The organism is Acinetobacter chinensis, from assembly GCF_002165375.2.
Classification (GTDB): domain Bacteria; phylum Pseudomonadota; class Gammaproteobacteria; order Pseudomonadales; family Moraxellaceae; genus Acinetobacter; species Acinetobacter chinensis.
The window spans coordinates 3,485,718-3,510,287 of the sequence record NZ_CP032134.1 but is presented as its reverse complement, the minus strand read 5'-3'; the positions used below and the strand labels follow the sequence as shown (position 1 = coordinate 3,510,287).

Here is a 24,570-nt window from a genome sequence, read left to right as displayed (position 1 = left end):
TATTTTTTAGAATTATCCAAGATGTCAGACAGCAGTATTCCACTTCCAGAAAGGCTTCGCCCGAAAGATCTGTCGCAGATTATCGGACAGGATCATTTATTGGGTGAGCATGCACCATTACGTCAGATGATTGACCAGGGGCATTTACCTTCGATTATTTTCTGGGGACCCCCTGGTGTAGGTAAAACCACCATTGCACTGTTGCTGGCTCAGGCGGTGGATCGCCCATTTGTCAGTCTTTCTGCGCTGAATACGGGTGTGAAAGAGTTAAGGGAAGTGATTGCAGATGGTGGAGATCTGCTGACACCTGTGGTTTTTATTGATGAGATACACCGCTTCAATAAATCACAGCAGGATGCACTGCTGAATGCGGTGGAAAAAGGCAAAATCACCCTGATCGGCGCAACGACAGAAAATCCGTCTTTTGAGGTGAACAGCGCGCTGTTGTCCCGCTGTCAGGTGTATACCCTGAATGCACTGAGCAATGAAGCGATTGAGCATTTACTGAAGCAGGCGGTTCAGCAGGATGGTTTCCTGAAAGAACGCTATATTCAGATCGAGGAGTTTGATGCGCTGATTCAGTTCGCCGCCGGTGATGCCAGAAAAGCACTGAACCTGCTGGAGCTGATTGCAGGCACTTTTGAGCCTGAGGTGGAAAACATCATTACCAATGCCATGGTGGTGAAAGTGGCACAGCAGAATATTGCCCGTTATGACAAATCGGGTGAACAGCATTATGATCTGGTTTCCGCATTCATCAAATCCATTCGGGGCAGTGATCCTGATGCGGCACTGTACTGGATGGCTCGTATGCTCAAAGGTGGAGAAGATCCTGTTTTTATTGCCCGTCGTATGCTGATTGCAGCATCTGAAGACATTGGAAATTCAAACCCGAATGCGCTGTTGCTTGCAGGAGAATGCTTCCGTTCAGTTCAGGCTGTCGGTATGCCTGAATGCAGAATAATACTGGGGCAGTGCGCAGTTTATCTGGCGACGAGTGCCAAGAGTAACAGTACTTATATGGCGATCAATAAAGCGATGGAGCTGGCTGAAAAAACAGCAAATTTGCCTGTTCCACTGCATTTAAGAAATGCACCGACCCGCATGATGAAAGAGCAGGGCTATGGTGCAGACTATCTGTATCCACATAGCTATCCTGAGCATTTTGTGATGCAGGATTATCTGCCACCGGAGCTGAAAGGCACAAAGCTGTATGAGTCTGCCCGAAATAAACGGGAAGTTGAAGGAGAGCGCCTGCAACAGCGCAGATGGCAGCAAAGTCAGCAACAGCAGTAAGCTGTGTGCAGAATGGATAGGATGAATCAGAACCTGTCACTTTTGATTCATCATAAAAAAACCGGGCAAAAGCCCGGTTTTTTAGATCTGATGTTTAAATCAGATATCAGAAAGGTCTACACCAATACGTGTAGCAACTTCTTCATAAGCCTCAACAACACCGCCTAAACCTTGACGGAAACGGTCTTTATCGAGTTTTTTCTTGGTGTCTTTATCCCATAAACGGCAACCGTCTGGAGAGAACTCATCACCCAGTACGATACGGTCATGGAAAACACCAAATTCAAGTTTGAAGTCCACCAGCATCATGTTGCCAGCATCAAATAATGATTTCAGTACTTCGTTGACTTTATAAGTCAGAACTTTCATCTGCTCAAGCTGTTCAGCATTTGCCCAGCCTAAAGCAATAGCCTGAGATTCGTTGACCATTGGGTCGCCAAGCGCATCGTCTTTGAAGAAAAGTTCAAAAGTAGGTGGAGTCAGTTCTTTACCTTCTTCAACACCTAAACGACGGCATAATGAACCTGCTGCAAAGTTACGGATAACGCATTCAACAGGAATCATGTGCAGTTTTTTCACTAAAACTTCAGTTGGAGAAAGCAGTTTCTCAAAATGAGTTTCAATGCCTGCAGCAGCCAGTTTTTCCATGATAAAGGCGTTAAAACGGTTGTTCACCTTGCCCTTACGATCCAGCTGTTCGATTTTTTCGCCATTGAAGGCAGAGGCATCATCACGGAAGACTAAGATCAGATGGTCTGCGCTGTCTGTTTCATAAACAGATTTTGCTTTACCGGTATAGAGCAAGGTTTGTTTTAACATGGGGGAACCTTTTGCAAAAAAAAATTGCCTAGAACGACTAGGCTGGCCAGTTTTGGGAAATCTGGGTTAACAGCTCAGCAGCTTTCTGAGGGTCTGCAAAACTGTTGTTGGCATTAAAAACAGCCAGGTTGTTGCTGGTCCCAACAGAGGTGAGTCGTAACACATAAGTCTGCTGATCGACTTTTAAAGTCACTTCGTGACGGTTTTTACTTTGACCAGCAATGGTGTGATTCAGACTGCCGAGAGTCGCAAGTGTGTACTGCCAGATTGTATCAGAATTTCCTTCTATTTTGAGCAGGGGATTCTGATTTCCATCTGTTACAAGTTGAGGACGACCAGTATTTGTACCGGTTTCCACAGCATCATTCGCTGAGGTGTCGGTCTGGGTCATCTCGGGACGGGGTAAAGCAAAACGGTTGCCACGCTTGTTCTCAAGCTTAGGTGCATGATCAATTGCAAGCTGTTCAACCGTAGGAGCAGGATACAAAGGCGTTGCCGGGCGAACCATAGAACCTTCAGGGTATTGCAGTGGCTCCAGTGAGGATGCTTTTTTATAATCCAGGGAACCGTTGCCGATGCCCATGGTGCTGCAACCTGCCAGTGTAAATGCTGAAAGTACGAGGGTCAGACCGAAACGTAATTGCATAGTGTCGTGCTCTTATTTAATGACGCCCGCAGCGATCAGTGCTTCGCGAAGCGGTGCGCGGTATTGTTGTGCCAATGGCGTTAATGGCAGGCGAATACCTGTACCGATTAATTCCATTTCATGAAGTGCCCATTTCACAGGAATCGGGTTGGATTCACAAAACAGAATATTGTGTAAATTTGCAATCTGGTTGTTCTGCTGTTCAGCCTGAGCTGCATCACCGGCAATTGCAGAGGCACAGACCTGACTCATTTCTTTCGGTGCGACGTTTGCAGTTACAGAGATATTGCCTTTTGCACCGCGTAAAATCAGCTGATATGCAGTTGCGTCATCACCTGAGTAGACGGTCATGTTTTTATTGCTCAGACCGTCCAGCAGTTCCTGACCACGAGGAATGTCACCGGTTGCATCTTTAATGCCTACGATATTTGCAATGTCTGCCAGACGGATAACAGTCTCATTTTCCATATCCACACCGGTACGACCCGGTACGTTATACAGAATGATCGGTAAATCAACAGCTTCAGCAATCGCTTTATAGTGCTGGAACAGACCTTCCTGGGTCGGTTTATTATAATAAGGAGTAACCAGCAGTGCTGCATCAGCACCAAGCTCTTTGGCTTCTCTGGTCAGTTCAATCGCTTCGTGGGTTGAGTTTGCGCCAGTGCCGGCAATGACAGGAATACGTCTGTCAGCGACACGGATGATTTCCTTGATCACCTGTGTGTGCTCAGCCATGCTCAGTGTAGAGGCTTCACCTGTTGTGCCAACAGCAACAATACTGTTTGTACCTTCCGCAATGTGCCACTCAACGAGCTTCTCCAGGCTCTTCCAATCTACACTGCCATCTTCAAACATTGGGGTGACGATTGCGACGATTGAGCCTTGAATGATCTGTGCTTGCTGAGTCATTTTGAAAAAATATCCTGTTTTTCCATCCGGATGGGTAATAAAACGAAGGTCGGGATGGTTGCGTTTTTTGATTTTCAGCACTTCAGACCTGTGTTTCAGGGTTGAATAATGCTTATGCAAATTATGACTGATCAGAGGCATAAGAACAATACGCTTTAGTCAAAGCTGTGAAAAACTTTATAAAAAGTACAGCAGAATATGGATAAAAAGCATGAGCTTCCAGTCCGGAACAGAACGGCTGTGAAAGTGATTTTTTCAGGCAGAGCCTGTAACAGCATTGAAATCCTATGAATTAACTCAGAATTTAAGATGAAATAAGAATCAACATAGATGTAAAAGTTATATTTACATTCGTGTGATTAATCGCAATGAATCATTAAAAACAAGGGGAGTAATCACTTTTAACTATTATTTGTAATTTTACGTAACTTCGGTGCTCAGGCTGCTGATATTGATATTTAAGTCGTATTTCTGATGGTTTTACTCAGAATTTATTTGAATTAATTGTTTTTACGACTATAGCCTGCCGGTTTCAGATAGCAGAAATTTCAACTGATGATCAGAAAAATAAGAAAAATCTTAAACTTATTGGTAGTTATGACAATACATCGACTGAGGGATGATGAGGCTTCTATTGGACACTGATTGAACAAGGAGCTGCTTATGGAAAAACCGGATAATAAACATGCCATTGTAACGGTGGCAATCTGTTTCCTGATCGCTGTGATTGAAGGACTGGATATTCAGGCTGCGGGAATTGCAGCTGCGGGTATCCGTGAGCATTTTGCTTTGGACAGTTCACAGTTGGGCGTGTTTTTCAGCGCAGGGATTCTGGGCTTATTGCCTGGTGCGCTGATTGGTGGTCGGTTTGCTGACAGAATCGGACGTAAAAAAGTCCTGATCTGGTCAACAGGAGTATTTGCGGTATTTACTTTATGTACCGCGTGGGTCAACAGCTTCAACAGTCTGCTGGCGGTACGTTTTCTGGCGGGTGCAGGACTGGGTGCTGCGATGCCTATTCTGATCACACTGGCTTCAGAAGCTGTTTCACCGCAGAACCGTGGACGGGCTGTAGGCTTGATGTACTGTGGTATGCCGGTTGGGGCAGCCATTCTGTCCCTGGTTGCCAGTACTGATTTTGGTACTAACTGGAAAAATATTTTTTATCTGGGTGGTTTACTGCCGATTATTGTGATTCCTGTGATGATGTTTTTCCTGCCAGAGTCGAAGGAATATCTGAAAGCACAGAATCAGGCTGTCACTGAAAATGTAGCACCACAGGCTTCATTTAAAGAGCTGTTTAATTCTACGAATTTTATGCGCACCATTCTGATCTGGGTCAGCTATTTCTTTACCCTGATGGTGGTGTACATCATGCTGAGCTGGTTGCCATCCCTGTTTATGGAACTGGGCTTCTCACGTAAGGAAGGCAGTACAGCACAGTTCTTCTTTATGGTCAGTGCGACTGTAGGTACTGTGATTCTGGGTATGCTGACTGACCGCTGGAAAAAAGCTTATGTGATTATTCTGATGTACGGTGGTATTCTGGCAGGTCTTTTTGCACTGAATTCAGCGGGTTCACTGACTCAGATGTATATGGCATCGGCACTGGTGGGGGCATTTGTGATTGGCTGTCAGGGCGTACTGTATGCGTTCGGCAGTATTGTTTACCCAACTGAAATGCGTGGTACAGGTGTCGGTATGGCTTCAGCTGTTGGTCGTGTGGGTGCGATGCTTGGACCGGTGATTGCAGGGCAGCTGCTTGCAGCAGGTTTTGGTGCAGCTGGAGTTATTTCAGCAGCGATTCCGTGTATTCTGATTTCAGCGGTATTTATGCTGTTCCTGGTACGTCGTATTCAGGCTTAAACTGCAGTAATTGATATTCAGCGTTGGACAGCCCGTTTTTACGGGCTGTTTTTTATCTGTATAAACTGTCGGACAGGCAGTGGACTGCGCATTCAACCGCAGAAAAGCATTCTGTTGTATGCTTGGAGCAGAATGAAAAAAATGGACAGAGGTATCATGCAGAAGAATACGGCTTTAATTGTTGTGGATGTACAGAATGGATTTACACCAGGGGGACATCTGGCGGTTGCCGGTGCAGATCAGATTATACCGGTGATCAATCAGCTGGCAGACAGTTTTGACAATATTGTCATTACTCAGGACTGGCATCCAGAAAACCATATTTCTTTTGCTGAAAATCATCCTGGGAAACAGCCTTATGATCAGATTGAGCTGAATTATGGAACTCAGGTGCTGTGGCCAGCGCACTGTGTTCAGGGCACACAGGATGCAGAGCTGCATCCGGCACTGAATTTACCCAGAGCACAGTTGATTATCCGCAAGGGGTTTCATCCTGAGATTGACAGTTATTCTGCATTTATGGAGGCAGACAGGAAAACCGTGACCGGACTGGAGGGTTATTTAAAAGCCCGTGGGATTGATACTGTTTATATCACCGGTATCGCGACTGATTTCTGTGTAGCATGGACTGCGATTGACGCCAGCCGTATGGGATTTAAAACTTGGGTGATTGCAGATGCGACCCGTGGGATTGATCTTCAGGGGTCATTACAGCATGCATGGCAGGATATGCTGGCTGCCGGTGTGAAACGGATTTACAGCAAAGCGCTGATACAAACACCGTGACAGCGGGTAAAAAAAAATGATATACCGCCAGTATGACAGTTCAGAAAAACTGAAGTGTCAGTTTACCGGGAATTCAGTATGTCTGCTTTTTTGCGTCTGACGCAGTTTATTCAGAAAACTTTTGCACTCTGGGTGGTGCTTTTTGCAGGACTTGCCATGCTCGAGCCTGCTGCTTTTGTGTGGCTGAAACCCTATATTACCTGGATGCTGGGCATTATTATGTTCGGAATGGGCATGACCATGACCGTGCAGGACTTCCGTGGGGTACTGCAAAGTCCAAAAGCCGTTTTGACCGGTGTCGTGGCTCAGTTTCTGATTATGCCTGCGCTGGCTTATCTGCTGTGTAAACTGTTCAGTCTGCCTGCTGAAATTGCGGTTGGGGTGATTCTGGTGGGGTGCTGTCCTGGTGGAACAGCGTCCAATGTCATTACTTATATGGCAAAAGGCAATACAGCACTGTCAGTTGCCTGTACTTCGGTTTCAACGTTGCTGGCACCTGTACTGACTCCTGCTGTTTTTTATCTGCTGGCCAGTCAGTGGATTGAGATTAATGCACTGTCCATGCTCACCTCGATTTTACAGGTTGTGCTGTTTCCCGTTTTACTCGGACTGGTCATGCGTACTGTGCTGAAACAGAAAGTTGAACGTTATATTGCTGTGATGCCACTGATTTCAGTCATAGCGATCGTGGCGATTGTTGCCGCGATTATTGGTGGCAGTAAAGCGCAGATTCTTGAGTCAGGTCTGCTGATTTTAGGTGTAGTAATACTGCATAACGGATTGGGTTATCTGCTCGGTTTCTGGGCAGGTCAGCTACTGAAGTTGCCTTACGCAGACTCCAAAGCAATTGCGATTGAAGTCGGTATGCAGAACTCAGGACTGGGGGTGGCACTCGCTGCTGTGCATTTTGCTGCGTCACCGCTGACCGCAGTGCCCAGTGCAATTTTCAGTTTATGGCACAATATTTCAGGTCCGGCACTGGCGACCTACTGGGCGTCAAAAACTGACCACCCTGAAACTTAAACGTACCGTATTTAACAATCAGAGGGCATCGCCCTCTTTTTTATGCTGCGGTTTTTTAAAGCTGTTTCATGAGCACCGTCCATAATTCTTTTTCAGATGTAACTAAACTGTCATAAAGCCTGCCTAACATGCCGTTGAGGGTTTTACAGACAGACTGTGGCAGACAGCAAAGAGAAATATGGAAAACTTCCAGCATTCATCCGAAACGTATTTTAACCGTGAACTAGCCTTATTTGAATTTCACCGCAGAGTCCTGGCACAGGCAAAAAATCCTGAATTTCCATTACTGGAACGGTTGAATTTTTTAATGATTTTTTCACGCAATTTGGATGAATTTTTTGAAATTCGGGTTGCTGGTTTAATGAAGCAGCTGGATCTGAACGCCATTACCCGGACTCCCGATGCGCTGCCGGCTGAAGTCGTGCTGCAGGAGCTGTCCGAAGCTGTTCATCAGTCAGTAAAAGAGCAGTATCAGCTGTTGAATCATACGTTATTGCCTGCTTTGCAGAGTGTCGGCATTCACTTTATTCAGTTTCAGGATATTCTGGAAAAGCATAAACGCTGGGTTGCAGAATATTTCAGTAAACAGGTGCAGCCTGTGCTGACCCCGATCAGTCTTGATCCATCACATCCTTTCCCACGGCTGGTCAATAAAAGCCTGAATTTTATTGTCAGTCTGGAAGGGAAAGATGCTTTTGGGCGACAGATTGAGATGGCGATTGTTCCTGCACCCCGTTCGTTGCCCCGTTTTATTTCCATTCCAGAACATGTTTCGGGCAATGCTCAGGAATATATCTTTTTAAGCGCCATTCTTCAGCAGCATATTGATGATCTGTTCCCAGGCATGAAAGCAACTGGCTGTTATGCATTTCGGGTCACCCGTAATGCGGATCTGGTTCTTGCTGAAGATGTGGATGATCTGGCGGTTGCCTTAAAGGATGAGCTGTCATCCCGCCGTTTTGGACGGGCAGTCCGTCTGGAAATAGAGGATGACTGTCCGCAGGAAATTACGGATTATCTGCTGAATGAGTTTGATCTGGACGAAAGTCATCTCTACCGCATAGATGGTCCTGTGAATTTATCCCGTCTGACCGCAGATTTTGACCGCCCTGAACTGAAATTTCCCGTGTATACACCGGTGATTCCAAAGATTCTGCGTAAAGGTTCCGTATTTGAAGTACTGAAAAAGCAGGATGTGCTGCTGCATCACCCTTTTGACTCATTTAAACCTGTGATTAATTTATTGCGTGAAGCTGCCAAAGATCCTGGCGTGCTTGCAATTAAACAGACGCTGTACCGCAGTGGTCCGGATTCTGAAATTGTGCAGGTGCTGGCAGAGGCAGCACGAAACGGTAAGGAAGTGACGGCCGTTATTGAGCTTCGTGCCCGTTTTGATGAAGAGTCCAATATTACCGTTGCCAATATTCTTCAGGAAGCTGGGGCAGTGGTGGTCTATGGCATTGTGGGGTATAAAACCCATGCCAAAATGATCCTGATTGTACGCCGTGAAGATAATCAGCTGGTGCGCTATGTACATCTGGGAACAGGGAATTATCATGCGGGCAATGCGCGGATGTATACCGATTATGGTCTGATGACAACAGATAGCCAGATCTGTTCGGATGTACATCTGATGTTTCAGGAACTGACAGGCATGGGCAAAATGGTGCATCTCAAAGCATTACTGCATGCCCCTTTTACTCTGCACGCAGGACTGTTACAACTGATTGAGCAGGAAACCGCGTTTGCCCGCGCAGGGAAGCGGGCGCATATTATGATTAAGGTCAATGCGCTGACAGAGCCGAAACTGATTACTGCACTGTATAAGGCTTCACAGGCAGGTGTAAAAATTGATCTGCTGATCCGTTCAATCTGCTGTCTGATTCCAGGGCAGAAAGGGCTGTCTGAAAATATTCGGGTACGTTCCATTGTCGGACGTTTTCTAGAGCATACCCGTGTGTATTATTTTGAACATGGGGGCGCACAGAAGCTTTATTGTGCCAGTGCGGACTGGATGGGACGGAATCTGTTTTCACGGGTTGAAACCTGTTTCCCGATACTGAACTCCAGACTGAAAAAACAGATTATTAAAGATGGCTTAGAGAACTATATGGCAGATAATCAGAATGCCTGGACTCTGTATTCAGATGGTCATTGGGAAAAAGTGACAGCGGGCGCAGATGAAAATCCGTTCAGTGCTCAGCTTTATCTGATGGAACAGAAACAGAACAATATCTGATCCATAAAAAAATGCCTGGTGTTGACCAGGCATTTTTTATGGGGAAAGAAAAATCAATCAGTGTCTCAGGATGCCCTGGACTGCTTGCCTTTCAGGATATCGGTTCTTAAGGTCTGTGCCAGTTCAGCAGTATTGCTGTCCATACCATTGATCATAAATGCCTGACGGGTCAGTACATTGGCAGGATTCGGCATGTTGACCAGCTGATAATGGTCTGAAATTTCTTTCAGCAGTTCAGCTGGTAAATGTACCGCACTTTCCTTGGCAGACAGGTGCTGTACAAGACGTTCAGCCGCCTGAACAGAACTCAGCTGCATAGCATCCACTGCACTGGAAACCGCACTTCGGGTCTGTAAAACAAAGCGTTTTTCTTCACGGTAGCGTTTATAGAGTACGTCAGACAGCAGTTGAAATACCGTGCCGATCATGGTCAGACATTCAACTGAGTTGGGTGTCTCAGCAGAAATAGTCAACGTTGCACCCTGCTCACAGAACTGCTGAACCGTGGTGATATCGGAACGGTTAAGTTTGTAATGCTGTAAGCACAGTTCAATACTTTTGTTCAGAAAGATCTGACACAGATTGAAGTAGGGAATGGATACGGTGTTATTGACCGAATCCAGCAGTTGCTTTGGATCATAAAACTGAATATTCAGAGCAACGGTGTTGTTGTCTGTTTCCACAGTGGCTTTGGCTTCTTTGGGTTTAATCCGAACCTGAACCTGCTGCTGTACCTGAGCAATCGCCACAGCGGAATTATGTTTTTCCTGCTCCAGTGCCTGGGTCAGTGTCTGAAGTTCATGTTTCAGACGGGATTCATTGTTAATACGGGCAAGGTATTCTGTACGGCTTGGACGGGCAATTGCACGATAGGCAAGCCACAACAGACCATGCAGGAACAGCGAAGTCAGAATCGCCAGCCATTGTGTACGCAGAATTTCCCCGATACTCGGTTTGATCAGTGTAATTTCAACCGTTCCGGCTTTTTTCTCATTCTGAAGCGCATCACGGACAAAAACTTCACCATTTCTTGTTTTTGCCTGACCACCCGTCGCCAGAACCTGATTGCCAGCGTCCAGAATACGGATGGATGCAACACTTGGGTTGGTGGCGTAACGATCCACCAGCAGCGCCAGTGACACTGTATTGGCAGGAGATAACTCAGAAAGACTGTCTGTAACCAGCTGACTGGTCATGAGCTGTCCCTGACTGGCACGGTTTTCATTTAGCTGGTGAGTGGTTGCAACCACTAATAAAAAGGTGTGCAACGCGAAACTTACAATCAGCAGGCTGGCAAACAGCCCTTGTCTAGGCGCATTCAACGTAAACTTCCAAGGCAATTATATTCAATTTCGATTATGATTCTCACAATAGTTGCAGTTCTGATTCGAGTCAATTCATGCGAGAAATCATTCTTATTTCATTTTTAGGACCCGACCAGCCTAATCAGTTCACCCGATTAATGCAGGTTTTATCCACTCATTCCTTACAGATCCTGGATGTTGGTCAGGCCGTCATCCATAACCAGCTGACTTTAGGTATTGTTGTTTCGTCAGATGACCAGACAGCTACAGCATTAGCCATGAAGGAAATTCTGATTTTAGCACATGATATTGGCTTAACTGTTCGCTTTAAGCCTATCTCTGCAACAGAATATGACCAATGGGTGAGTGAAGGTGGACGGACACGCTATATTGTGACAGCGCTGGCGCCTGAACTGACCGCATCTCATTTACAGGCTGTTACCCGTATTGTGTCTAGCCAGGGCTTCAATATTGAAACAGTGACCCGACTTTCTGGGCGTCCTGATCTTGTAAATGTTGCAGATGCACCAAAACGGGCATGTGTCCAGTTCGGTTTAAGCGGGCAGATGCTGGATTCTGTGGCAATGCGTGAGGCCTGCCTGCGTCTTTCCACGGAACTGAGTGTGGATGTTGCGGTACAGGAAGACAATGCATACCGCCGCAACCGTCGTCTGGTGTGTTTTGATATGGACTCTACGCTGATTGAACAGGAAGTGATTGATGAGCTTGCTATTGAGGCAGGTGTTGGCGATCAGGTTGCTGAGATCACTGAACGTGCCATGCAGGGTGAACTTGATTTTCAGCAGAGTTTCCGTGCGCGGGTTGCCTTACTCAAAGGACTGGATGCATCAGTGCTGCCTGCCATTGCAGAACGGCTGACCATTACAGAAGGGGCGGAGCGTCTGATTTCAACCCTGAAAGCACTGGGCTATAAAACAGCCATTCTGTCCGGTGGTTTCCAGTATTTTGCAGAATATCTTCAGCAGAAACTGGGCATAGATGAAGTGCATGCCAATATTCTGGATGTACAGGACGGTGTGGTCACAGGAGAAGTGAAAGGGCATATCGTGGATGGTGCACGAAAAGCACTATTGCTGCGTGAGCTGGCCGATAAGATGGGTATTTCTCTGGAGCAGGCGATTGCGGTAGGAGATGGTGCCAACGATCTGCCTATGCTTTCAATTGCAGGTCTGGGTGTTGCATTCAGAGCAAAACCGCTGGTGCGTCAGAATGCCAATCAGGCAATTTCCAGTGTCGGTCTGGATGGTGTTCTTTATCTGCTGGGTGTGCATGACAAAGACCTGAACAGAGCCTGAGATATATTGCATTTTTATGAAATGGCGCGACTGAAGTCGCGCTTTTTTTGTGCATAAATCCGTGTATTTCCGATAGATGACTGCATTCCATCGACTTAAAGAAAAACGATTATCGGGATCGGTAAAATTTTTTTTATTGCATGAAAATGGCGTTGTTTTTTTGTAATGACACGCTGAGCATGATGCTGTCTCACTTCCACAAAAGACGAAATTACAAAAAATGTAATGACAAAATAATATGGCGACAAAATGTGTCGTACGGGGAAAAAGCAAGACTTTTTTTATCGCTAAAACTCCTCATAATGCTTCCATAGAGACAAAGTACAAAAAACTGGAAATTTTTTATTTAACTTAAAACGGTGATGGAACTGGTCAGAATAATGCAGGTGCAGGAAACAGTTCTGGATGACGGAGGTTCATATGGTAACAGCGAATTTGGCAACCATAGCTGGCACAGGTTTGGTGGCAGCTGCTGTGATTGCTGTTTTCTTCTCGCCTTATCGCCGCTGGTTGGGATTCATGGTCGCAGGCATGGTGTTCTGGGGCTTACTGGAAACAGTACGTTTTGGTATTCAGAACCTGTTTGAGCTGTCGGTTGCTTACAGCTATCTGTCTGCACTGACACTGGCAATGGGTATGGTGACCTTACTGCTGCTGCGTGAAGACCGCCGTGCAGAGCGAGCAATGGCAAAACGCCGTTATATAGAACATACCCCTGTCTATGAAGAAGAGCGTCAGCAGATTTCAAGCCGCTGATTGCTTTAAGACAGCACGGTGTCAGATAAAAACAGAAACACGAAAAATGTACAGCAGTGTACATTTTTTTTTACCTTAGACTAATGATTGTTATACAAAGCCTTGATGCAGAAACAGCAACTTATGCTAGGATGAGGCAGTTAATTTTCCAACAATTACAACAGGCTTAAATGTCATGAAACTTTCTTCGATTCCAGTCGTGAAATTACCTTTGGTCGATGTCAGCACAGATCCACTTGATCTGCTTGTGGCGGGTCTGGCACTGCGCATGAAGCAGCTTGCCCGTACAAGTCCAAAATTTATTGAGCTGGTTCACGAACGTCAGTTCCGCATCCAGATCGGTACAGATCTGGGCATGGCGCGCCAGATTATTGTAGATAATGGACAGATTGATACTGTTGCCGGTGATGCAGAAAAAGCAGATTTTATTCTCCAGTTTGCAGACAGCGAACAGGGTGTGAAAACACTGGTGAAAGGTGATCCTTCAGCGTTCATGACAGGTATGCAAAGCGGTACCATTAAAATGGAAGGTGATTTTGGTTTGCTGGTATGGTTTAACCAGGCGGCGAAACTGATTCCACCTAAACTGCCAAAACCGGTCAAAGAAAAAATCAGACTTGCCCGTGCATTCATTAAAGAAAAAACAGGTAAATAAGATAAAAAACCATCGAATACAAAGGTTTTGATGGTTAAGAATGCCTCCTGTACAGGGGGTATTTTTATGAAAAAAATAATAACATCAGGTCTGATTGCTGTATCACTGAGCATGACAGGCTGTGCAAGTATTATTTCTGGGGCAAATCAGACACTGACGTTCAGATCTGTTCCAGTCGAAGCGTTGATTTCCATCACCAATAAAGCCGGTGAAAAAAATCATACAGGAACCATACCTGTAACAGTCACCTTAAAAAGGGGGGCGGGGTACGTTAAAGCCGCAGCTTATGAGGTCAGATTTGAGAAAGAAGGGTATCAGGCGAAAACTGTTTTATGTGCGTGGTACCGGAAATGGCTGGTATATTGCAAATGTTCTTCTCGGTGGTCTGGTCGGTCTGCTGATTGTAGATACAGTCACAGGTGCCATGTATACCTGACCCCATCTGATGTAAATGCTGTGCTGGATGCCAGTCCGGATGTGGTCACAAAGACAGGTGAACCGTCTTTAACGGTCATGCCTGTACAGGACATTCCAGCAGAGATGATGCAGCGTGCAGAGTTGATTACATTCTTATAATTCTGCAGCCTTGTTTGGAATTTCGATATAAAAGAGCCCGCGGTTGAGGGCTTTTTTTATATCAGCATCTGTTCTATTCAACTTCCAGATTGAATGTGACCGGTCCATCATTGACCAGGTGTACTTTCATGTCCGCTGCAAAAATACCCGTCTGCACCTGTCCGAACTGACTTCTGGCATAGTCCACCAGCTGCTCATAAAGCTCTTTTGCAGCTTCAGGCGGCATAGCAGGACCAAAGTCAGGACGTAAACCCTTTTGTGTCTGTGCCATCAGTGTGAACTGTGAAACAAGCAGTAAACCACCGCCTGCCTGGCTGACATTCCAGCCCATTTTGCCTTGCTCATCATCAAAGAAGCGGTATTTCAGAATCTTATCAATCAGTTTTTGCCCCTTCTCCAGCGTATCTTCTTTGCCGATGCCCAGAAAAACTAAAACTCCATGCTGAATTTCACCTGTGGTTTCGCCATCGACCACGACTTTCGCTTCCAGGACACGCTGTAATAAGGCACGCATATGGGTTTCTTTTCCTGCTGAATTTAATAAGTGTGAATTGTAGCGTACTGACTGTACGGCAATGCAGTTTTTACAGGTGATCAGTCGTTAATGTTCTGAAAAAGTAAAATAAAAAATAATCTATCTACTAATACGATTGAAATAATAAATATTATCTGTTTTGTCTATTTGTAAAGAATGGCTATCTTAGCGGGGCAGGAAAGGATCAATTATAGTGAGATGAAGACGATGTTTAAGCGTTCTTTACTTGTTGCCATGTTGGCAACAGCAACAGTGGCGGTTCAGGCAGCGCCATTAACTAAGGACAATGGTGCACCGGTTGGTGATAACCAGAACTCGATTACGGCAGGTCCGAATGGTTCTGTTTTACTTCAGGATGTTCAGCTGGTTCAAAAGTTACAGCGTTTTGGTCGTGAGCGTATTCCTGAGCGTGTGGTACATGCACGTGGAACGGGTGCTTATGGAGAGTTTATTGCGACTGAAGATTTGTCTGATCTGACCATTGCTTCAATGTTTAAAGCTGGGACAAAAACACCGGTATTTTTACGCTTCTCTACTGTAATTCATGGTAAAGGCTCTCCAGAAACTTTACGTGACCCGCACGGCTTTGCAGTCAAGTTCTATACGCAGGAAGGTAACTGGGACCTGGTGGGTAACCAGACACCGGTATTCTTTATCCGTGATGCGATCAAATTCCCTGACTTCATTCACGCGATGAAACCAAGCCCAGTCAGTAACGTACAGGATGCAAACCGCGTATTTGACTTCTTGTCCAGCCAGCCATGGGCAACCAACATGCTGACTTATGTGTATGGCAACCACGGTGTTCCAGCCAGTTACCGCGAACAGGACGGCTTTGGCGTACATGCTTTCAAACTTTATAACGATAAAGGCGAATACAGATACGTTAAATTCAACTTCCGCTCCAGACAAGGCGTAAAAGGTCTGAATGTTAAAGAAGCTGCTGAGCAGCAAGGTAAAGATTTCAATCATTTGACCAATGATCTTTATGCCAGCATCAATGCTGGAAAATTCCCGAAATGGGATCTTTACATCCAGGTACTGGAGCCTGAAGACCTGAACAGCTTTGAGTTCGATCCACTGGATCCAACGAAAATCTGGCCTACAGATTTAGTGAAAGAAACCAAAGTCGGTACTTTAACCCTGAACCGTATGCCGAAAAACTTCTTCCAGGAAACGGAACAGGTGGCATTGGCTCCAGGTAACCTGGTGCCAGGTATTGAGCCATCCGAAGACCGCCTGTTACAGGGTCGTATCTTTTCTTATTCTGATACTCAAATGTACCGTTTAGGTGCGAACCATCAGCAAATCCCTGTCAACCGTCCAGTTGTTGCTGTAAACAACAATAATCAGGATGGTTATATGAATGTTGGCGGTACTTCATCTGACGTGAACTACGAACCAAGCCGTATTGAACCAAAACCTGCGACTGAAAAAGCACGTGCAGTTCAGACTCCGCTTACGGGTACAGTTCAGCAGACTGGCGTGAAAGAGCAGAATTTCAAGCAGGCGGGCGAGCTTTACCGTTCATATACGGCTAAAGAAAAAGATAACTTGATTATGAATTTAGCGGCTGACTTAGGCAACGTTAAAGATTCAGAAACCAAGCACATCATGCTGTCTTACTTCTACAAAGCAGACGCTGACTACGGTACTCGTATGACGAAAGCTGTAAACGGCAACCTGGCGACTGTTAAAGCGAAAGCTACACAGCTGAAAGACTGATTACGGTTGGTCTGAATCAGACTGGTGACCAGGACTAAGGCATCACCGACAGAAAGTCCTGTAAAACTCTATACCTTTCCTGCAATCCTGGGATGGGTTTTACAGGCACTGATTTTTATTCTTTGATCTGAATGGACTGAATGATTTCCAGTTCAGTTCACTGTTCGATTTTTGTTGGAGTTCATTATGAGCATGATGCAACGTATATTTTCAGTCAGTATTCTTGCGGTGAGTTCAGCATTTGCAAATGTGACCCTTGCGCAGGATATTTCCCCCGCGAAAACCACTGTGGATGTTCCGATGACCTCACAACAGGAATTGATCGATTTCTTCTTTACTGCAGCCAGAACAGGCAATGAAGACATCATCAATGAATTTTTAAAGCATGGTTTTCCCGTTGATGTACGCAATGCTTCAGGTTTCACACCACTAATGATGGCGACTTATTATGGTCATCAAGGCATTGTCACGTCGTTACTGGCGCATGGCGCTGACCGCTGCGCGCGTGACAGCAAGGGCAATACTGCTTTAATGGGCGCACTGTTTAAAATGGAATTTTCTATTGCCAGACAGCTGCGTAAAGTCGATTGTGACGCCGCTGCAGGTCAGCGCGGGCAGAAGACAGTAGCTGAATTTGCACAGGTGATTGGGCAGGAAAAACAGTTACAGCAGATTGTGGCGTCTCTGGAAAAAGATTCAGCCAAAGACAGAAAGTAATCATGCACACGAACTGGACTTTGGTCTGGAATTCAGTTAGCTGTATGTAAAACTTGCAATACCACTGGGAAAAGTATGCTTTAATGCAAAAAGCACAGCGAAATTTTTCAGAGATATGGCTCCAATCATTCAATCCTTGCTGGACACTGATTTGTACAAATTCACCATGTTACAGGTGGTGTTGCACAAATTCCCTCAGACGCACAGTGTGTACCATTTTCGCTGCCGAAATCTGGAAGACACAGTCTATCCACTGACAGACATTCTGGATGATCTGAATGAACAGCTGGATCATCTGTGTCAGCTGAAGTTTGCTGATGATGAACTGACTTATTTACGCAGTCTGAGATTTATAAAGAGTGATTTTGTTGATTACCTTGAACTGTTTCAGCTGAAACGACGTTTTATTCATGCAGGACTGGATGATCAGGGACGGCTGGACATCTGGGTTGAAGGTCCTATGGTTCAGGCCATGATGTTTGAAATTTTCGTGCTGGCTATTGTTAATGAGCTGTATTTCCGCAGAATCCGCAGTGAACAGGTACTGGAAGAAGGCGAACGCCGTTTAAAAGCTAAAATTGCACTGATTCAGCAATACGAAAAACAGCAGAATCCTGCTGATCCTCCTTTTCTGGTCTCAGATTTTGGAACCCGACGCCGTTACAGTTATGACTGGCAACTGCACGTGATCAAAACTTTTCATGCCGCTGTGCCTCAGATCTTCCGGGGTACCAGCAATGTGCTGATTGCAAAAAATCTGGGTATTTCACCGATTGGAACCATGGCTCATGAATTTTTGCAGGCGTTCCAGGCACTGGATGTCCGTCTGCGTGATTTTCAGAAAGCAGCACTGGAAACCTGGGTTCAGGAATACCGTGGTGATCTGGGGATTGCACTGACCGATGTGGTGGGAATGGATGCATTCCTGCGTGATTTTGATCTTTATTTTGCCAAACTGTTCGATGGCTTACGTCATGACAGTGGTGATCCGTATGAATGGGGCGATAAAGCCTACGCGCATTACCGTAAACTGAAAGTGGACAGTCGAAGCAAAATGCTGACCTTCAGTGATGGTCTGAACCTGGAAAAAGCCTGGTCTTTACATCAGTACTTCAAAGACCGTTTTCAGGTCAGCTTCGGGATTGGAACCAACCTGACCAATGATATGGGACAGACGCCACTGAATATTGTATTGAAACTGGTGGAATGTAACGGTCAGTCTGTGGCAAAAATTTCTGACAGCCCGGGTAAAACCATGACCGATAATGATACGTTCCTTGCATATCTGCGACAGGTGTTTGATATTCAGGCTGAAGAATAATTCATCAGAAGGCAGTACCGTCAAATGCTGAAGGCTTATCTGATATTCTGCTAAAGCAATACATAAAATCTGAAATATTGTGCAAATGAGCTGTGTTAAGATCTGAGCATCTGATTTCAATAAAAACCGAAAATTATGACTCAATCTGCCCTCAGTTTCGGCTTGCTGGTTGAAGCCGAAGAACTTGTGCCTCATCTGGGAAATGAGAAACTTCGGATTGTCGATCTGAGCCGAAGTTCAGTTTATGAACAGCTGCATCTACCTCATGCACTTCACGTCCAGCCGAAGCTGCTGGTCCGTCAGGAAGAGTATGCGTCAGGTCTTTTACCTGATCAGGATGGGCTTGAAGCCCTGGTCCGTTATTTAAATATTTCGCCAGAGCACCATGTTGTGGTTTATGACGATGAAGGTGGTGCATGGGCAGGGCGTTTAATCTGGAATCTGCACTGCATCGGTTTTGAGCAGGTCAGTCTGCTGAATGGCGGTATTCATGCCTGGCTTGCTGCGGGTTATCCGACATCGGCTGAGACAGAAAAATCTGAACCGGTGGATGAGCTGATTTCCTGGCAACCTGTAGAGCAGACATACCGTATTCAATATGAGAGCCTGCTCAATCAGGTCAATAATCAGGGCATTCAGCTGTGGGACTGCCGCACTGAAGATGAATATACCGGTCAGCGTCTGGCAGCCCGACGCGGTGGTCATATACCAGGCGCACTTCATTTTGAATGGAGTACTGCCCTTAACCGACAAAATCATTTAAAATTGCAGCCACTTGAACGCACTCAACAGAGACTTGAGCAGGCTGGATTCAATCTGGAAAAGCCCGTAGTTGTATATTGTCAGTCGCATCACCGCTCAGGTTTTGCCTACATACTCGGACGCTTGCTGGGCTGGAATATACAGGCTTATGATGGTGCGTGGAGTGAATGGGGCAACCGCCTCGATAGTCCTGTCATTACTGGAGAGTTGCCGTCTTGAGCCTCACATCACGATTAAAAAAACAGATTTTCATCCAGGCACAGCGTGTTGTTCCACAGCATCAGTTATCCCGCGTTGTGGGAAAACTTGCAGCAAGTGAAAACCCACTGATTAAAAATACAGTTATTCAGGCATTTAAAGCGCAATACGGTATTGATATGTCTATTGCTGAACAGACCAATGCACTGAAATATAAATCATTTAATGAATTTTTTACCCGCTCTCTGAAAGAGGGTGTGCGTGATGTAGACACCGATCCTGCCAGTGTTGTTTCACCTGCTGATGGTGCGATTTCACAGCTCGGAAAAATTGAAAATGGCGATGTTTTCCAGGCCAAAGGTCAGCGTTTTTCTGTAGAAAAACTGATCGCAGATCCGCGTCTTGCTGAACCGTTTAAGAACGGTGAATTTGCGACGGTTTATCTTTCTCCAAAAGATTATCACCGCGTACACATGCCTTTTGCAGGCACACTGACTGAAACACTGTATGTGCCTGGTGAGCTGTTTTCGGTGAATCAGACCACAGCGGAAAATATTCCAGGGCTGTTTGCACGCAATGAACGCATGGTCTGCCTGTTTGACACTGAAGTCGGGCGTATGGCGGTTGTACTGGTGGGTGCCATGATTGTTGCAGGTATTGAAACGGTTGCAACCGGTAAGGTTAAACCATCAGGTCGTCTTGAACTGAACCAGCACAGTCTGCAACTGGAAAAAGGTGCAGAGCTTGGTCGTTTCTATCTGGGTTCAACAGCTATTGTATTGTTTGAACAGAATAAAATGCAGTGGGATGCAGCGTTTACAGCAAACTCAACTGTTGTGATGGGTGAAGCACTGGGGAAAATTCTGTAAGGGATGAATCAGGCTGAATGCTGTAATGAATATTAAAAAATGGGAGTAAACTCCCATTTTTTATGTCTGATACTGTCGCTCATTTCACGTCTGTGCCTACGCATTCACCTGAACATGATAATGCTTCAGCGTCTGTGTCTTTTTCAGCAGAAACTCAGGTTTCATCTGCTTTGAACAGACGGTCTTTAGGGAATACCACTTTAAAGACAGAGCCCCGATTTTCATGTGACTCAATTTCAAGATAAGCGTTATGCTGCATCAGCACATGTTTCACAATGGCTAAGCCCAGACCGGTTCCACCTGTCTGTCGGCTTCGGGCGCTGTCCACACGATAGAAGCGTTCTGTCAGACGGGGTAAGTGTCGTGGGTCAATTCCGATCCCTGTGTCTTCGACAGTAAAATAGCCATGATCATGATCGTCATGCCAGCCAATGGTGATGGTTCCACCCTTCGGGGTGTATTTGATGGCATTAGTGATCAGATTGCTGAAAGCACTCGCTAGTTCAATGTCTGAACCGATCAGATCACAGTGGCTGTCAATGTCCAGGTTCAGGGTGTGACCATAATCAACGTTGTATGCCTGAGCATCATCAAATAACTGATTCATCAGTCCTGGCATTTCCACGATCTGGTTTTTTGCAACTTTTTTGTCATTTTCCAGGCGCGACAGTAGCAGTAAATCATTGACTAGTGCATTCATGCGTTTGGTCTGTGCCTGCATCTGGTCAAATGCACGTTTCCAGCGGGGATTCAGGTCTTCCTGATCAGTAAACGTTTCAATATAACCACTGAGCACGGTCAGAGGCGTACGCAGCTCATGAGAGATGTTGTCGACAAAGTCTTTGCGCATCTGCTCAAGATTGTGCATACGGGTAACATCATAGGCGACCAGCAGACGACTTTCACCACCAAAACGGGTCATTTTGATCTGAACATAATGGTCTTCAAACGCTGAAGATTTCATTTTCAGCCCATCGGGTGCCTGATCAATATGATTGAAGTATTCAATAAAACCAGGCTGACGAAGAATAGTCAGAATGTTGCGCCCACGGTCCAGTGACTGAATGCCCAGCAGTTTTTCAGCAGCCGGGTTCCACCATTCAATCTGATGCATTTCATCAATCAGTACCACAGCCTCAGCCAGTGCAACCAGTGATGACTGCGCACGGTCAATCAGTCCGACCATTTCTGCCTGAACAATCCGTTCCTGACGCTGAGCACGGTAAACATTGAACAGCAGTGCGCCCCATATTCCATCCAGATTGGGTGGAACATCGTAGGGACGGTTGGAAATCCATTCATTGACCAGGAAAAGCGAGCGCAGCTGTAATGCAAAAAAGACTGCAAATGCAAGCAGCAGACAGCTCCATAAATACCCAGTCCCAAAGCCAACACAGGCCGCGATCAGCAGGAAAAAAGCGAGTAAGCGTAAGTCCTGTTTGGCAAAAGTCCATAAACTGCTGTATCGGAATTTTTTATGTTCACGGGCAAGTTCAGGGACGGGGTAGGGTTCATACATACAGTCAGATTAACCTAAAGCAACATCGGCACGGGTGGAGAAACGGTAGCCCGTACCACGGACAGTCTGTACAAAGCGATCAGCACCATAAGGTTCGAGTACTTTGCGCAGACGGCGGATATGGACATCAATTGTACGGTCTTCAATGTATACATTACCACCCCAGACCTGATCCAGTAACTGAGCACGGGTATAGGCGCGTTCAGGATGGGTCATGAAAAAGGCTAGTAAACGATATTCAGTGGGCCCCATTTCAAGAATGTTGTTGCCAAAGCTGACACGCTGACTGACAGGGTCAAGAATCAGCCCATTGGCATCAATGGTTTTTTCACCGCTGAGCGCATTGGCACGACGCAGAACCGCCTTGATACGGGACACCAGTTCACGTGTGGAAAAAGGCTTGGTCATGTAGTCGTCTGCACCTGCATCCAGACCCTGTACTTTATGGTCTTCTTCGCCGCGTGCTGTCAGCATGATCACTGGGATTTCATTCAGGTTTTCATCACGTTTCAGTCGGCGGCATAAGTCCACACCACTGACACCGCCTGGCAGCATCCAGTCCAGCAGAATCAGCGATGGACGTTGATCCACGATCATCTGGTGAGCCTGTTTGGCATCTTCAGCCTGCAAACACTGAAAGCCTGCCATGTCCAGAGAGGTATGAATCATTTCTCTGATTGGAAGTTCGTCATCGACGATTAATATGTAGTCATCTTTCACAACGCAATATCCTAATTAGTGTAAACGGTGGACCGCTTTTTATTTATGACAGGCTTATTACAAAGATTAATTATGACAGTATCATTGCAGAAAGGGGGCTATCGCTGATTATTGCAACCTTTTGTGACAATTTTTAGACGAATTCATGAACAGTTCAAGACAATGCCATTTTTGAAAAAAATTAAATAAAACAGTTTTCTGAATTGAACAGCATCTGAAAATACCGCTTTAACTGAGAATCAGCCGGGCAGTTCAGCGTGTTCTGCAAATGTTTCCAGCAGTGACAGAAACACGGTTTCACAGGCAGAAACAATCTCATCCAGTGACTGTCTGAAGCCACCCATCACCCAGCGGACAGCAATCTGAGTGACATAACCGTTCAGTCCGGTTGCGACCAGGGAAATTTCCTGCTCGCTGCGGGGAATGCGGGGCATCATCAGCATGACAAAAGCCTGAATCATCCGGTCAAAACGACCCATGGTTTCCTGTATGGTGGCGTGATTATGCAGTTCCTGAACCAGCATGGCATCGACATAAATGATCCGGGCGGTGCGCGGGTCATCTTTCAGCATGGAAAACAGAGCACGAAGTCCGCTGTGAATCATCTGACGTGGTTCGGGGGATGCCTGCATGACACCCTGCATGACGGTCTGCTGCAGCTGTTCAATCAGCTGTAAAAAAATGGTCTGAAACAGATCTTCACTCTTTTTGAAGGATTCGTAGAAGTAACGTTCAGTGAGTTTTGCTTCTACACAGATATCCTTCACAGTCACTGAAAAGAAACCCTGAGAGCCATAGGCTTCAATTCCAGCCTCAATCAGTTTGTCACGACGAGCCTGTTTCCGCTCACTCAGGGACATGCCTTTGAACTGACGCTCTTTGACTGTTTTTTTAACAGGCGCTGTAGAGGCGGTGGGTTTTACATCATGATCTGTATCTGAGTAAGTCATATGAAATTGTGCCAAATGAACCGTGCAAACTGGAATATTTTATCAATAAAATCAGCAGAAGCCTATGTCAGGCTGTTTGTGTAATATTTCATCAGTAAAACATGGATGGATGATATTGACAATATCTATTGTCAAATTTATATTGAGGGTGTGAGCTGCACATGGGTAAACTTTGTGCGGAATTTTGACAAAGGAAAGACAATGAAAAATTTTAAAAACAAAGTCGCTGCAATTACTGGTGCGGGCTCAGGTATGGGACAGCAGCTGGCAATTCTTCTTGCGAAAGCTGGCTGTCATTTATCCATCAGCGATGTCAACGAAAAAGGACTGGCTGAGACTGTAGAACTGACAAAACCTTATAACGTGCGTGTTACAAGTAAAAAAGTAAACGTGGCAGACCGTGAGCAGATGAAAGCATGGGCTGAAGAAACGGTTCAGAATCACGGTTCAGTCAATCTGATTTTCAATAATGCCGGTGTGGCACTGGGTTCGACGGTTGAAGGGGCGAGCTACGAAGATCTTGAGTGGATCATGGGGATTAACTACTGGGGCGTTGTGTACGGCACCAAAGAATTTTTACCGTATCTGAAAAAATCAGGTGATGGTCATATCATCAATACTTCCAGTCTGTTTGGTCTGACAGCTCAGCCAACTCAGTCTGCCTATAACTCTTCCAAGTTTGCGGTACGTGGCTTTACAGAAGCGTTACGTCAGGAACTGGACCTGGAAAAGTGTGGTGTGAGTGCGACCTGTGTACACCCAGGGGGTATCCGTACCAATATTGCCAACGATGCCCGTATGAATGACAGCCTGAAATCATTGGGTATGAATCCTGAAAAGTCAGCGAAAGCATTCAACAAACTGTTGCGTATGCCAGCAGAAGAAGCAGCTCAGGAAATTCTGGATGCTGTGCTGAAAAACAAACGTCGTCTGCTGATTGGTAATGATGCGAAAACACTAGATATTGTTCAGCGTATTCTGCCGACGGGTTATCAGAAAATTACGGGTCTGGCGACCAAAATGAGTAAGCGTCTGGAACCGAAATAAGTTCTGAATACTG

22 protein-coding genes and 1 pseudogene are annotated in these 24,570 nt (G+C 45.7%); 15 read left to right on the top strand and 8 right to left on the bottom strand.

Annotation, left to right across the window (positions count from 1 at the left end; translation table 11 throughout):
• Positions 1-21: 21 nt before the first annotated feature.
• Positions 22-1,296, top strand: a complete 1,275-nt coding sequence (locus tag CDG60_RS17685; RefSeq protein ID WP_087513653.1) for a replication-associated recombination protein A — start codon at positions 22-24, stop codon at positions 1,294-1,296.
• A 99-nt stretch (positions 1,297-1,395) separates the two neighbouring features.
• Here the strand turns inward: CDG60_RS17685 and purC are convergent, their stop codons facing one another.
• Genes purC through dapA form a run of 3 tightly spaced genes read right to left on the bottom strand, consistent with a single transcriptional unit; the run spans position 1,396 to position 3,673 of the window.
• Positions 1,396-2,115 (bottom strand): phosphoribosylaminoimidazolesuccinocarboxamide synthase, encoded by a 720-nt coding sequence (purC, locus tag CDG60_RS17680; protein ID WP_087513654.1) that lies wholly within the window; start codon positions 2,113-2,115, stop codon positions 1,396-1,398.
• A 37-nt stretch (positions 2,116-2,152) separates the two neighbouring features.
• The gene (locus tag CDG60_RS17675; protein WP_087513655.1) at positions 2,153-2,761 is read right to left on the bottom strand and encodes a lipoprotein-34 precursor (NlpB); all 609 of its coding nucleotides are present in this window, start codon (positions 2,759-2,761) and stop codon (positions 2,153-2,155) included.
• Between the two features lie 12 nt (positions 2,762-2,773).
• Positions 2,774-3,673, bottom strand: coding sequence for a 4-hydroxy-tetrahydrodipicolinate synthase (gene dapA / locus CDG60_RS17670; RefSeq protein WP_087513677.1), 900 nt, complete (start codon positions 3,671-3,673; stop codon positions 2,774-2,776).
• A gap of 663 nt (positions 3,674-4,336) precedes the next feature.
• Between dapA and mhpT the strand changes: the two genes are divergently transcribed.
• The 4 genes from mhpT to ppk1 all read left to right on the top strand — a co-directional run bounded on the left by mhpT (position 4,337) and on the right by ppk1 (position 9,587).
• On the top strand, positions 4,337-5,539 hold the full coding sequence (gene mhpT / locus CDG60_RS17665; RefSeq protein WP_087513656.1) for a 3-(3-hydroxy-phenyl)propionate transporter MhpT: 1,203 nt from the start codon (positions 4,337-4,339) through the stop codon (positions 5,537-5,539).
• 156 nt (positions 5,540-5,695) lie between these two features.
• Positions 5,696-6,325 carry a bifunctional nicotinamidase/pyrazinamidase gene (pncA, locus tag CDG60_RS17660; protein WP_087513678.1) on the top strand — a complete coding sequence of 210 codons (630 nt, stop codon included), beginning with the start codon at positions 5,696-5,698 and terminating at the stop codon, positions 6,323-6,325.
• A 78-nt stretch (positions 6,326-6,403) separates the two neighbouring features.
• Positions 6,404-7,348, top strand: coding sequence for a bile acid:sodium symporter family protein (locus tag CDG60_RS17655; RefSeq protein ID WP_087513657.1), 945 nt, complete (start codon positions 6,404-6,406; stop codon positions 7,346-7,348).
• A 178-nt stretch (positions 7,349-7,526) separates the two neighbouring features.
• Positions 7,527-9,587: a polyphosphate kinase 1 gene (gene ppk1, locus CDG60_RS17650; protein WP_087513658.1), complete on the top strand. Its 2,061-nt coding sequence runs from the start codon at positions 7,527-7,529 to the stop codon at positions 9,585-9,587.
• 65 nt (positions 9,588-9,652) lie between these two features.
• Here ppk1 and CDG60_RS17645 read toward each other — a convergent pair whose 3' ends face one another.
• Positions 9,653-10,909 (bottom strand): hypothetical protein, encoded by a 1,257-nt coding sequence (locus tag CDG60_RS17645; RefSeq protein WP_087513659.1) that lies wholly within the window; start codon positions 10,907-10,909, stop codon positions 9,653-9,655.
• A 77-nt stretch (positions 10,910-10,986) separates the two neighbouring features.
• On the opposite strand from CDG60_RS17645, the gene serB reads away from it, so the two are divergent.
• The 4 genes and pseudogenes from serB to CDG60_RS17625 all read left to right on the top strand — a co-directional run bounded on the left by serB (position 10,987) and on the right by CDG60_RS17625 (position 14,194).
• On the top strand, positions 10,987-12,207 hold the full coding sequence (gene serB / locus CDG60_RS17640; RefSeq protein ID WP_087513660.1) for a phosphoserine phosphatase SerB: 1,221 nt from the start codon (positions 10,987-10,989) through the stop codon (positions 12,205-12,207).
• Between the two features lie 420 nt (positions 12,208-12,627).
• Positions 12,628-12,963, top strand: coding sequence for a ciprofloxacin tolerance protein AciT (gene aciT / locus CDG60_RS17635; protein ID WP_087513679.1), 336 nt, complete (start codon positions 12,628-12,630; stop codon positions 12,961-12,963).
• Positions 12,964-13,138: 175 nt separating this feature from the next.
• Positions 13,139-13,618, top strand: coding sequence for an SCP2 sterol-binding domain-containing protein (locus CDG60_RS17630; RefSeq protein ID WP_087513661.1), 480 nt, complete (start codon positions 13,139-13,141; stop codon positions 13,616-13,618).
• A 66-nt stretch (positions 13,619-13,684) separates the two neighbouring features.
• A pseudogene (locus CDG60_RS17625) lies at positions 13,685-14,194 on the top strand (peptidase associated/transthyretin-like domain-containing protein).
• Positions 14,195-14,267: 73 nt separating this feature from the next.
• Here the strand turns inward: CDG60_RS17625 and dtd are convergent.
• Positions 14,268-14,708, bottom strand: coding sequence for a D-aminoacyl-tRNA deacylase (dtd, locus tag CDG60_RS17620; protein ID WP_087513662.1), 441 nt, complete (start codon positions 14,706-14,708; stop codon positions 14,268-14,270).
• Between the two features lie 228 nt (positions 14,709-14,936).
• Between dtd and CDG60_RS17615 the strand changes: the two genes are divergently transcribed.
• The 5 genes from CDG60_RS17615 (at position 14,937) to asd (ending at position 20,321) form a co-directional block, all read left to right on the top strand.
• Positions 14,937-16,454 (top strand): catalase, encoded by a 1,518-nt coding sequence (locus CDG60_RS17615; protein ID WP_087513663.1) that lies wholly within the window; start codon positions 14,937-14,939, stop codon positions 16,452-16,454.
• A 186-nt stretch (positions 16,455-16,640) separates the two neighbouring features.
• Positions 16,641-17,171, top strand: coding sequence for an ankyrin repeat domain-containing protein (locus CDG60_RS17610; RefSeq protein ID WP_087513664.1), 531 nt, complete (start codon positions 16,641-16,643; stop codon positions 17,169-17,171).
• 115 nt (positions 17,172-17,286) lie between these two features.
• Positions 17,287-18,492 (top strand): nicotinate phosphoribosyltransferase, encoded by a 1,206-nt coding sequence (gene pncB, locus CDG60_RS17605; protein ID WP_087513665.1) that lies wholly within the window; start codon positions 17,287-17,289, stop codon positions 18,490-18,492.
• A gap of 135 nt (positions 18,493-18,627) precedes the next feature.
• Positions 18,628-19,473 (top strand): sulfurtransferase, encoded by an 846-nt coding sequence (locus CDG60_RS17600; RefSeq protein ID WP_087513666.1) that lies wholly within the window; start codon positions 18,628-18,630, stop codon positions 19,471-19,473.
• Positions 19,470-20,321 (top strand): archaetidylserine decarboxylase, encoded by an 852-nt coding sequence (asd, locus tag CDG60_RS17595; RefSeq protein WP_087513667.1) that lies wholly within the window; start codon positions 19,470-19,472, stop codon positions 20,319-20,321. The genes CDG60_RS17600 and asd overlap by 4 nt, the downstream gene beginning before the upstream one ends.
• Before the next feature lie 154 nt (positions 20,322-20,475).
• On the opposite strand, the gene phoR is transcribed toward asd, so the two are convergent.
• From phoR to CDG60_RS17580, 3 genes are all read right to left on the bottom strand, one after another.
• Positions 20,476-21,840 carry a phosphate regulon sensor histidine kinase PhoR gene (gene phoR, locus CDG60_RS17590; protein ID WP_087513668.1) on the bottom strand — a complete coding sequence of 455 codons (1,365 nt, stop codon included), beginning with the start codon at positions 21,838-21,840 and terminating at the stop codon, positions 20,476-20,478.
• Between the two features lie 9 nt (positions 21,841-21,849).
• Positions 21,850-22,560, bottom strand: a complete 711-nt coding sequence (phoB, locus tag CDG60_RS17585) for a phosphate regulon transcriptional regulator PhoB (RefSeq protein WP_087513669.1) — start codon at positions 22,558-22,560, stop codon at positions 21,850-21,852.
• A 239-nt stretch (positions 22,561-22,799) separates the two neighbouring features.
• Complete coding sequence (locus CDG60_RS17580; protein ID WP_087513670.1) at positions 22,800-23,510, bottom strand: TetR/AcrR family transcriptional regulator; 711 nt, start codon at positions 23,508-23,510, stop codon at positions 22,800-22,802.
• Positions 23,511-23,711: 201 nt separating this feature from the next.
• Between CDG60_RS17580 and CDG60_RS17575 the strand changes: the two genes are divergently transcribed.
• Positions 23,712-24,557: an SDR family NAD(P)-dependent oxidoreductase gene (locus tag CDG60_RS17575; RefSeq protein ID WP_087513680.1), complete on the top strand. Its 846-nt coding sequence runs from the start codon at positions 23,712-23,714 to the stop codon at positions 24,555-24,557.
• The last annotated feature ends 13 nt before the right edge of the window (positions 24,558-24,570 follow it).

Coding starts and splice junctions, on each gene's coding strand:
- CDG60_RS17685 (WP_087513653.1), top strand. CDS start 22: ATGTCAGACAGCAGTATTCCACTTCCAGAAAGGCTTCGCCCGAAAGAT.
- purC (WP_087513654.1), bottom strand. CDS start 2,115: ATGTTAAAACAAACCTTGCTCTATACCGGTAAAGCAAAATCTGTTTAT.
- CDG60_RS17675 (WP_087513655.1), bottom strand. CDS start 2,761: ATGCAATTACGTTTCGGTCTGACCCTCGTACTTTCAGCATTTACACTG.
- dapA (WP_087513677.1), bottom strand. CDS start 3,673: ATGACTCAGCAAGCACAGATCATTCAAGGCTCAATCGTCGCAATCGTC.
- mhpT (WP_087513656.1), top strand. CDS start 4,337: ATGGAAAAACCGGATAATAAACATGCCATTGTAACGGTGGCAATCTGT.
- pncA (WP_087513678.1), top strand. CDS start 5,696: ATGCAGAAGAATACGGCTTTAATTGTTGTGGATGTACAGAATGGATTT.
- CDG60_RS17655 (WP_087513657.1), top strand. CDS start 6,404: ATGTCTGCTTTTTTGCGTCTGACGCAGTTTATTCAGAAAACTTTTGCA.
- ppk1 (WP_087513658.1), top strand. CDS start 7,527: ATGGAAAACTTCCAGCATTCATCCGAAACGTATTTTAACCGTGAACTA.
- serB (WP_087513660.1), top strand. CDS start 10,987: ATGCGAGAAATCATTCTTATTTCATTTTTAGGACCCGACCAGCCTAAT.
- aciT (WP_087513679.1), top strand. CDS start 12,628: ATGGTAACAGCGAATTTGGCAACCATAGCTGGCACAGGTTTGGTGGCA.
- CDG60_RS17630 (WP_087513661.1), top strand. CDS start 13,139: ATGAAACTTTCTTCGATTCCAGTCGTGAAATTACCTTTGGTCGATGTC.
- dtd (WP_087513662.1), bottom strand. CDS start 14,708: ATGCGTGCCTTATTACAGCGTGTCCTGGAAGCGAAAGTCGTGGTCGAT.
- CDG60_RS17615 (WP_087513663.1), top strand. CDS start 14,937: ATGTTTAAGCGTTCTTTACTTGTTGCCATGTTGGCAACAGCAACAGTG.
- CDG60_RS17610 (WP_087513664.1), top strand. CDS start 16,641: ATGAGCATGATGCAACGTATATTTTCAGTCAGTATTCTTGCGGTGAGT.
- pncB (WP_087513665.1), top strand. CDS start 17,287: ATGGCTCCAATCATTCAATCCTTGCTGGACACTGATTTGTACAAATTC.
- CDG60_RS17600 (WP_087513666.1), top strand. CDS start 18,628: ATGACTCAATCTGCCCTCAGTTTCGGCTTGCTGGTTGAAGCCGAAGAA.
- phoR (WP_087513668.1), bottom strand. CDS start 21,840: ATGTATGAACCCTACCCCGTCCCTGAACTTGCCCGTGAACATAAAAAA.
- CDG60_RS17580 (WP_087513670.1), bottom strand. CDS start 23,510: ATGACTTACTCAGATACAGATCATGATGTAAAACCCACCGCCTCTACA.
- CDG60_RS17575 (WP_087513680.1), top strand. CDS start 23,712: ATGAAAAATTTTAAAAACAAAGTCGCTGCAATTACTGGTGCGGGCTCA.